9 protein-coding genes (1 of these 9 running past the window's edge) are annotated in these 6,876 nt (G+C 68.2%); 5 read left to right on the top strand and 4 right to left on the bottom strand.

Annotation, left to right across the window (positions count from 1 at the left end; translation table 11 throughout):
- Nucleotides 1-298: the end of a phosphoribosylformylglycinamidine synthase subunit PurL gene (gene purL, locus H565_RS0113250; RefSeq protein WP_027461463.1), read on the top strand. It extends 1,943 nt beyond the left edge of the window; the window shows 298 of its 2,241 coding nt (coding positions 1,944-2,241); the start codon falls outside the window, past its left edge; its stop codon occupies nt 296-298.
- A gap of 77 nt (nt 299-375) precedes the next feature.
- On the opposite strand, the gene H565_RS0113245 is transcribed toward purL, so the two are convergent.
- A complete protein-coding gene (locus H565_RS0113245) occupies nt 376-726 on the bottom strand; it encodes an endonuclease domain-containing protein (protein ID WP_027461462.1) in 351 nt (116 codons plus the stop codon).
- 100 nt (nt 727-826) lie between these two features.
- Between H565_RS0113245 and purF the strand changes: the two genes are divergently transcribed.
- The 3 genes from purF (at nt 827) to H565_RS0113230 (ending at nt 2,843) form a co-directional block, all read left to right on the top strand.
- The gene (purF, locus tag H565_RS0113240) at nt 827-2,245 is read left to right on the top strand and encodes an amidophosphoribosyltransferase (RefSeq protein WP_027461461.1); all 1,419 of its coding nucleotides are present in this window, start codon (nt 827-829) and stop codon (nt 2,243-2,245) included.
- A 120-nt stretch (nt 2,246-2,365) separates the two neighbouring features.
- Nucleotides 2,366-2,596 (top strand): CopG family ribbon-helix-helix protein, encoded by a 231-nt coding sequence (locus H565_RS15475; protein ID WP_034404071.1) that lies wholly within the window; start codon nt 2,366-2,368, stop codon nt 2,594-2,596.
- A gap of 46 nt (nt 2,597-2,642) precedes the next feature.
- Nucleotides 2,643-2,843, top strand: coding sequence for a YwbE family protein (locus H565_RS0113230; protein ID WP_027461460.1), 201 nt, complete (start codon nt 2,643-2,645; stop codon nt 2,841-2,843).
- On the opposite strand, the gene otsB is transcribed toward H565_RS0113230, so the two are convergent.
- Genes otsB through H565_RS0113215 form a run of 3 tightly spaced genes read right to left on the bottom strand, consistent with a single transcriptional unit; the run spans nt 2,840 to nt 5,726 of the window.
- Nucleotides 2,840-3,550 (bottom strand): trehalose-phosphatase, encoded by a 711-nt coding sequence (gene otsB, locus H565_RS0113225; protein WP_027461459.1) that lies wholly within the window; start codon nt 3,548-3,550, stop codon nt 2,840-2,842. The two genes, H565_RS0113230 and otsB, sit on opposite strands and share 4 nt — an antisense overlap.
- Complete coding sequence (locus tag H565_RS0113220) at nt 3,547-4,920, bottom strand: alpha,alpha-trehalose-phosphate synthase (UDP-forming) (protein WP_027461458.1); 1,374 nt, start codon at nt 4,918-4,920, stop codon at nt 3,547-3,549. Before H565_RS0113220 ends, otsB begins: the two co-directional genes overlap by 4 nt.
- Nucleotides 4,921-4,949: 29 nt before the next feature.
- Nucleotides 4,950-5,726 carry an SDR family oxidoreductase gene (locus tag H565_RS0113215; protein WP_245576231.1) on the bottom strand — a complete coding sequence of 259 codons (777 nt, stop codon included), beginning with the start codon at nt 5,724-5,726 and terminating at the stop codon, nt 4,950-4,952.
- Nucleotides 5,727-5,949: 223 nt separating this feature from the next.
- Between H565_RS0113215 and H565_RS0113210 the strand changes: the two genes are divergently transcribed.
- A complete protein-coding gene (locus tag H565_RS0113210) occupies nt 5,950-6,867 on the top strand; it encodes a manganese catalase family protein (protein WP_027461456.1) in 918 nt (305 codons plus the stop codon).
- The last annotated feature ends 9 nt before the right edge of the window (nt 6,868-6,876 follow it).

Below are 6,876 nucleotides of genomic sequence, written 5' to 3'. Positions count from 1 at the left end.
GATTGCGGGCGGGCAGGGCCTCCAGGTCACCCTGAACGTGCCGGAGGGCGTGCGCCCCGACGCGGTGCTCTTCGGGGAGGCACACAGCCGCGTCATCGTCGCCGTGCCCGTGGGCCACGAGGAGGCCGCGCAGGACCTGCTGGGCGGCCTCGGCGTGCCCTACGCGGCGCTGGGCGAGAGCCTGCCGGGGAGTGACCGGGTCACCATTGTCCTGAGCGGGGCGAACGTACAGTTGAGCGTGAGCCTTGAGACGCTGAAAGCCGCCTGGGAAGCGCCGCTGCGGGAGATTTTGGGGTGAGTATGGGGAACAGCGTTGGCCACATGCCCCCTCACCCCCGGCCCCTCTCCCACGAGGGGAGAGGGGAGCAAGGGGGGTTAGGGCAGATGGGTCTGAATGCTCTGGATGACCCCTTGCAGGTTGAAGCGGACCTCACTGTTCCAAAAACGCAGGACCCTGAAGCCCCCCGCTTCCAAGAACTCTGTTCGGACAGCGTCATAGGCACGGGCGGACTCCCCGGCATGTTGGGAGCCGTCCAGTTCAATCACCAACTTGGCTTGATAGCAGACGAAATCGGCGATGTAAGGTCCGATGGGTTGTTGACGGCGGAACTTCAAAGTTTGAAAACGGTTTCGCAGCGCGCGCCAGAGCATCTCTTCTTCCGGCGTCTGAGCACGTCTCAAAGCCCGCGCCCTCTGTATCTCCCGCCTCACATGCCGCGTCCCCATAAGGCAATCTACCTCTGCACTCCCCTCTCCCCCGGTGGGAGAGGGGCCGGGGGTGAGGGGGCGTCTGACCCACTCCATCACCCCCCAAAGGACCTCAACCATGATTTTTGACCCCGCCACCGACAAGCCCCAGGACGAGTGCGGCGTTTTTGGCCTGTACTCGCCCCAGCCGGGGGACCTCGCGTGGCTGACCTACCTGGGCCTCTTTGCCCTGCAACACCGGGGCCAGGAGGCGGCGGGTATGTGCGTCAGCGACGGTGACCGCTTTCACGTCGACAAAGACCTTGGGCTGGTCTCGCAGGTCTTCGATGAGCGGCGGCTCGACGGGCTGCGGTTGCCGAATGCCCGCGTGAGCATCGGGCACGTGCGCTACTCGACGACCGGCTCGAACCTGCGCTTTAACGCCCAGCCCCTCACCACCCGCACGAACAAGGGCATCCTGGGCCTGGCGCACAACGGCAACTTCGTGAATGCCCGCGAGGTGCGTAACCAGATGCTGCTGGAAGGGGCGCTCTTTCAGACCACCAACGACTCGGAGGTCATGCTGAACCTGATTGCCCGCGAGTCGCGGATGGACCTGGTGGAGGCCACCGCCAGCGCGATGAGGGAGCTGAAGGGCGGCTACGCCTGCGTGCTGATGAGCCGCACGCAACTGCTGGGCTTCCGCGACCCGCACGGGGTGCGGCCCCTGGTGATTGGCCAGCGGGCAGACGGCGCGTGGGTGCTCGCCTCCGAGCCGTGCGCCCTCTACGCCGTCGGTGCCCGCCTCATCCGGGACGTGCAGCCGGGCGAACTGGTGTGGTTCGACCGGGACGGGCTGCACTCGCTGATGGTGGAACCGAAACGGCCCACCCCCTGTTCCTTCGAGTGGATTTACTTCGCCCGCAGCGACGGCGAACTCGACGGGGTGGACATCCACGAGAGCCGCCTGCGCATGGGCGCGCAGCTCGCCCGCGAAGCCCCGGTGGAGGCCGACATCGTGGTGCCCGTGCCCGACTCCGGCATCGGCGCGGCCATCGGGTACGCCCGCGAGAGCGGCATTCCCTTTGACTACGGCCTGTACAAGAACCCCTACGCGGGCCGCACCTTCATCGCCCCCACCCAGGAGGCCCGCGAACTGAAGGTCAAGATGAAGCTCTCGCCCACCTCCGCAGTGCGGGGCCGCCGGGTCATCCTCGTCGACGACTCCATCGTGCGCGGCACCACCAGCCGCCAGATTGTGACCCTGCTGCGCGAAGCGGGGGCGCGGGAGGTTCACTTCCGGGTGTCCAGCCCGCCCATCACCCACCCGTGCTTCTACGGCATCGACACCGCTGCCCGCAAGGAACTCGTCGCCAGCACCCACAGCGTTGAGGAAATCCGCCAGCTTATCGGCGCGGACACCCTTGCCTTCATCAGCGAGCGTGGGCTGCGGGAGGCCATCGGCGGCTCCGGCCTGTGCGGGGCGTGCTTCACTGGGGAGTACCCGGCGGGGACCCCGCTGCTGAATGACGTAGATAAGCTGGCGCTGGAGGTGTGAGGGAAAGCAGGTGCTGGCGGCGGTGGAGGGGGACCACGGAGCACTGTCGCCGAGCAGGTCGTTCACGCTGGCGCGTAGTTCACTCATTCCGCCCAGGCCATGCCCCTTCATACTCCTACGGTGCGAGTGTCCTTCCCTCTGGACGACCCGACCTTTGCCGAGGTCGAGGCTCTGGCGCAAAGGTTGGGCGTGAGCCGGAGCGAACTGTGCCGGGCTGCCCTGCGGGAGTATCTGGCAAGGCACAGCAGCGAGGACGTGACGGCGGCGCTGAACCGCGTCTACAGCGCGAACGCAGAGACAGAGGATTTTCGGCAGGAAGCGGCGCAGCGGACGTTCCGGGCGAATGAGTAGTAACGAGGTGCCTCGCCCAATCATCCCTCTCCCCTATCCTCCCCCCATGCCCCCCTCCCGTGCCCAGATTCGCCCCGGCCTTACCGTGGACATCGTGCAAAAGCAGGAACAAGCCACCGGCAGGCTCACCCGCGGCGTGGTCGCGGCGCTGCTCACCAAATCGCCCACCCACCCGCACGGCATCAAGGTGCGGCTGACCTCCGGCCAGGTGGGGCGGGTGCAGGCGGTGGTGGGCACGGAGGGCTAGGCGTCCCCCCAGGCCCGCAGCAGCGCCACCACGTCGGCGGGGCTGTTCACCCGGTGCTCGGCGGCGGTGTCGCCCTCCCCCACCTTGACGGTCACGCCGCCCAGTGCCCGCACCCGCACGAAGCCTTCCTCGTCGGTCACGTCGTCGCCGAGAAAGACGGGAAGGTGCTCTGAGTGCAGCCCCGCCAGCCGCGCCGCCGCCCGGCCCTTGCCGAAGCCGCTGGGCCGGAACTCGCGGACCTTTTTGCCCGCCACCGCCTCCCAGCCGGGGGGGAGGGGCAGGGCGGCGAGGCGGGCTTCGGCCTCGGCCTGCCGCCCTGCGGGCACCTCGCGGGAGTGGACGGCCAAGGTCCAGCCTTTGTCTTCCAACCGCAGGCCGGGAAGGTCGGGCAGCTGGGCGATGAGGGCACGGCGCGCTGCCGCGTCGGGGGCGGCCAGCGTCTCGCCGGGCCACTCCATCCCGTGCAGCCCGACGACGGGCAGGTCGGGGAGCCTCAGAAAGGCTTGGACCTGCGCGGCGAGGCGTCCGGTCACGATGGCGGCGCGGTGCCGCCCCCCCGCCAGCAGGCGCTCCAGCGCCTCCCGCGCCCCCGGCTGTGGCCACGCCTCCTCCGGGCGGGGGACGATGGGCGCGAGGGTGCCGTCATAGTCGGCCAGGACAAGGAGAGGCCGCTTTCCCAGGGCAAGGAGGTCCGGGGGCAGGCTCATGCGCCGCTTAGCTCCGCCACGAAACCGTCGGCCCAGGCCCGCAGGTCGCTGCCGCGCAGCCGCTCTTGCAAGCGGGTCAGGCGGGCCTTTTTTTCCTCCAGGGACATGCCGAGCGCCTCGTTGAGGGCCTCTGCCAACCCGGTGGGGTTGTAGGGGTTGACCTGCACGGCTTCGGGCAGCTCGTCGGCGGCTCCGGCAAAGCGCGAGAGCACCAGCACCCCATCGCGCGAGCAGGCCAGGAACTCCTTGGCAACGAGGTTGAGGCCGTCACGCAGGGGCGTTACCAGCATCACGTCGGCGGCGCGGTAGTGGGCGACCAGTTCCTCGCGGCCCATGCCGCGGTAGATGTACTGGATGGGCGACCAGCCGTCCCGCGTGTGCTTGCCGTTGATGCGCCCCACCAGCCCTTCTACCCGCGAGCGCAACTGGCGGTAGGACTCGACCTGCTCGCGGCTGGGCACCGCCACCTGCAAGAGGGTCACCCGGCCCCGCGCCTCCGGGTGGGTGTCCAAAAAGGCGTCAAAGGCCTCCAGGCGTTCGGGAATGCCCTTGGTGTAGTCCAGGCGGTCGACCCCCAACAGCAGTTGCGTTTGCAGGGTGCGGCGCAGGCGGCCAGCGGCCTCTTCGACCTCCGGGCGAGCGGCGAGCGCCGCGTACTCGTCCACCTCGATGCCGATGGGGCGGGCCACCACCCGCACCGCCCGGCCCTGCCAGTGCACGGTGTCGCCCTCCGTCTCTGCTCCCAGCACCCGGCGGCAGGCCGAGAGAAAGTGGCGCACGTAGTCGGGGGTGTGCATGCCGATGAGGTCGGCCCCCAGCAGCCCCGTCAGCAGCTCGCGGTCCCAGGGGAGGGTGCGGAAAATCTCGGACGACGGCCAGGGGATGTGCCAAAAAAAGCCGATGCGGGCGCGGGGGCGGGCGTCGCGGATAAGCTGCGGCACAAGCGCGAGCTGGTAGTCGTGGACCCAAACGGGGTCGTCCGGCGCGCCGCTTTCCAGCACGGCCTCCGCAAAGCGGCGGTTGACCGCCTCGTACGTCCGCCACTGTGCCGAGAGGTAGGTCGTACGCTCGACAAAGTAATGGCTCATGGGCCACAGCGCCCGGTTGGAAAAACCGTGGTAGTAGTCGCGCACCTCGGCTTCCGAGAGGGGCAGCCGCCGCAGGCGGTAGCGCGGCGCGTCCTGCGGCAGCTCGACCTCGCGCACCTCCGGGTGCCGCTCGCCCCAAGCAATCCAGGTGCCGCCCAAGCGCCGCAGGGCCGGGTCGAGGGCAGCGGTCAGGCCCCCGATGGAGGGCACCCAGGCGAGGCGGCCCTCTTCTCCCTTCCGGGGCGCGTAGGGTTCACGGTTGGAAACGACGATGAGGCCCATAGGAGTCCTTTCGGGAGGAGGGGGGCGGCTCAGCGCAGCAGCGAGGCCCCGCCGTCCACGTAAATCTCAACCCCCGACACGTGGCGGCTGAGGTCCGAGGCGAGAAAGAGGCAGGTGTCCGCCACATCGGCGGGGCTGCCCTCGCCCTCGTTCAGCGCGGGGCTGCCTTCCGGCAACTCGACCTCGATGCCCAGCTTCTCGGTGCCCCGGTGCTCGGTGCGCTCCTCGATGTCGGTGTGAATGAGGCCGGGGCAAACGGCGTTGCAGCGGATGCCGTGACGGCCCAACTCCAGCGCAATCATCTTGGTCAAGGCCACCTGCCCCGCTTTGGACGTGCTGTAAGCGCTCGCGCCGGGGCTGGAAAAGGTGCGGGTGCCGTTGACGCTGCTCGTCACGATGATGCTGCCGCCCCCCGCCCGCTTGAGGTGCGGCACCGCGAAGTGCACGGTGAGGTAGGTGCCCCGCAGGTTGATGGCGAGGGTCTGGTCCCACTCTTCCGGTTGCAACTCGTCGATGGGTGCCCACACCCCGTTCACCCCCGCGTTGGCGAACACGATGTCGAGCCGCCCGAACTCGCGCACCCCGGCCTCCACCGCTTCCCGCACCGAGTCGGCGTCCGACACGTCGCAGTGGACGTAGAGGGCCTGCCCGCCGGCCCCGGCAATCTCGCTCAGAACCTGCTGACCTGCCTCATCCTGCATGTCAGCGAGAATCACGCGGGCACCCTCCTGCGCGAAGCGCCGCGCCGTGCTCGCCCCGATGCCGCTCGCCGCGCCCGTCATCAGGGCGACTTTGCCGTCCAACATGCCCATACCGACCTCCTATGTCGGCGGCACCCTAACGCCCCGCCGGAAGGGGGCGCTGATAGCTCGGTTAAGGCGAGTTGCCAGAGGGTCAGCTTCCCGCGGCGAACCTTGCGGCGACCTTCACATGGTGGGGGGCCTCACCACTCTGACGGGGGTGTCCCCATCAGATATGAACCGGTCGGCCCCATGCACCCACGTGACTCACTGTTCGAGGAGGGTTCCCATGTTCCTACGCATCGACAAGTTGCAGTTTGACCTCCCGCTTCCCAAAGAAGCCAACCCCAACGGCGCGGCCACCGTGCAGGAGCTGATGGGCGGGAGATTCGGCGAGATGTCCACCCTGATGAACTACATGACCCAGTCCTTTAACTTCCGGGGCAAGGACACCCTGCGGCCCTACTACGAGCTAATCGCCAACATCGCCGCTGAGGAACTGGGGCATGTGGAGCTGGTGGCCGCCACCATCAACAGCCTGCTCGCCGGGCCAGAGGTCAAGGAACGCGAGGAGCCGATTGACCCCACCACCCATCCCTTTTCCTACGCCCAGGACGTGCGCTACGCCAAGCACTTCATCGCGGCGGGACCGGGGGCGATGATTGCGGACTCGCACGGCAAGGCCTGGACGGGGGACTACGTGTACTCCAGCGGCAACCTCATGCTGGACCTGACCCACAACTTCTTTCTGGAGGGCGCGGCGCGGCACAACAAGCTGCGCGTCTACGAGATGGTGGACGACCCCACCGCGAAGGCGCTCGTGGGGTATCTGCTCGTGCGCGGGGGCGTGCACCAGATTGCCTATGCCAAGGCGCTGGAGTCGTTGTCGGGCGTGAACATGGAAAAGCTGCTGCCCATGCCCAACATCCCGACCCACCTCATCCCCGAATCCAAGCGGCTGATGGAGCAGGGCGTGCACCGCAAGCTCTACCGCTTCAGCGACACCGACTTCACCCAGCTCGGCACCGTCTGGCAGGGCACCCACCCCGAAGACGGCTCGGAAGTCTTTGTCGACGAGTACACCTCCATCGAGGGTGGCCAGCCCGTCGACGGCGGCCACGACTCGGCCGCCTTCTCGCCGGAATGGGACATGGGCGAAATCCTGGAAATCGCCAAGAAGCTGCACGACAAGGCCCGCTTGCGCTGAGGCGAGGCA

Origin of the sequence: Deinococcus murrayi DSM 11303 (genome assembly GCF_000482805.1) — a bacterium.
GTDB lineage: Bacteria > Deinococcota > Deinococci > Deinococcales > Deinococcaceae > Deinococcus > Deinococcus murrayi.
Note: the sequence above shows the minus strand (reverse complement) of the source record. Positions and strands in the feature narration are given on the sequence as shown.

Bases quoted from the DNA above. Each gene is read 5' to 3' on its own strand.
- H565_RS0113220 (WP_027461458.1), bottom strand. From the start codon at position 4,920: ATGGGCCTCATCGTCGTTTCCAACCGTGAACCCTACGCGCCCCGGAAG.
- otsB (WP_027461459.1), bottom strand. From the start codon at position 3,550: ATGAGCCTGCCCCCGGACCTCCTTGCCCTGGGAAAGCGGCCTCTCCTT.
- H565_RS0113210 (WP_027461456.1), top strand. From the start codon at position 5,950: ATGTTCCTACGCATCGACAAGTTGCAGTTTGACCTCCCGCTTCCCAAA.
- H565_RS0113245 (WP_027461462.1), bottom strand. From the start codon at position 726: ATGGGGACGCGGCATGTGAGGCGGGAGATACAGAGGGCGCGGGCTTTG.
- purF (WP_027461461.1), top strand. From the start codon at position 827: ATGATTTTTGACCCCGCCACCGACAAGCCCCAGGACGAGTGCGGCGTT.
- H565_RS0113230 (WP_027461460.1), top strand. From the start codon at position 2,643: ATGCCCCCCTCCCGTGCCCAGATTCGCCCCGGCCTTACCGTGGACATC.
- H565_RS0113215 (WP_245576231.1), bottom strand. From the start codon at position 5,726: ATGTTGGACGGCAAAGTCGCCCTGATGACGGGCGCGGCGAGCGGCATC.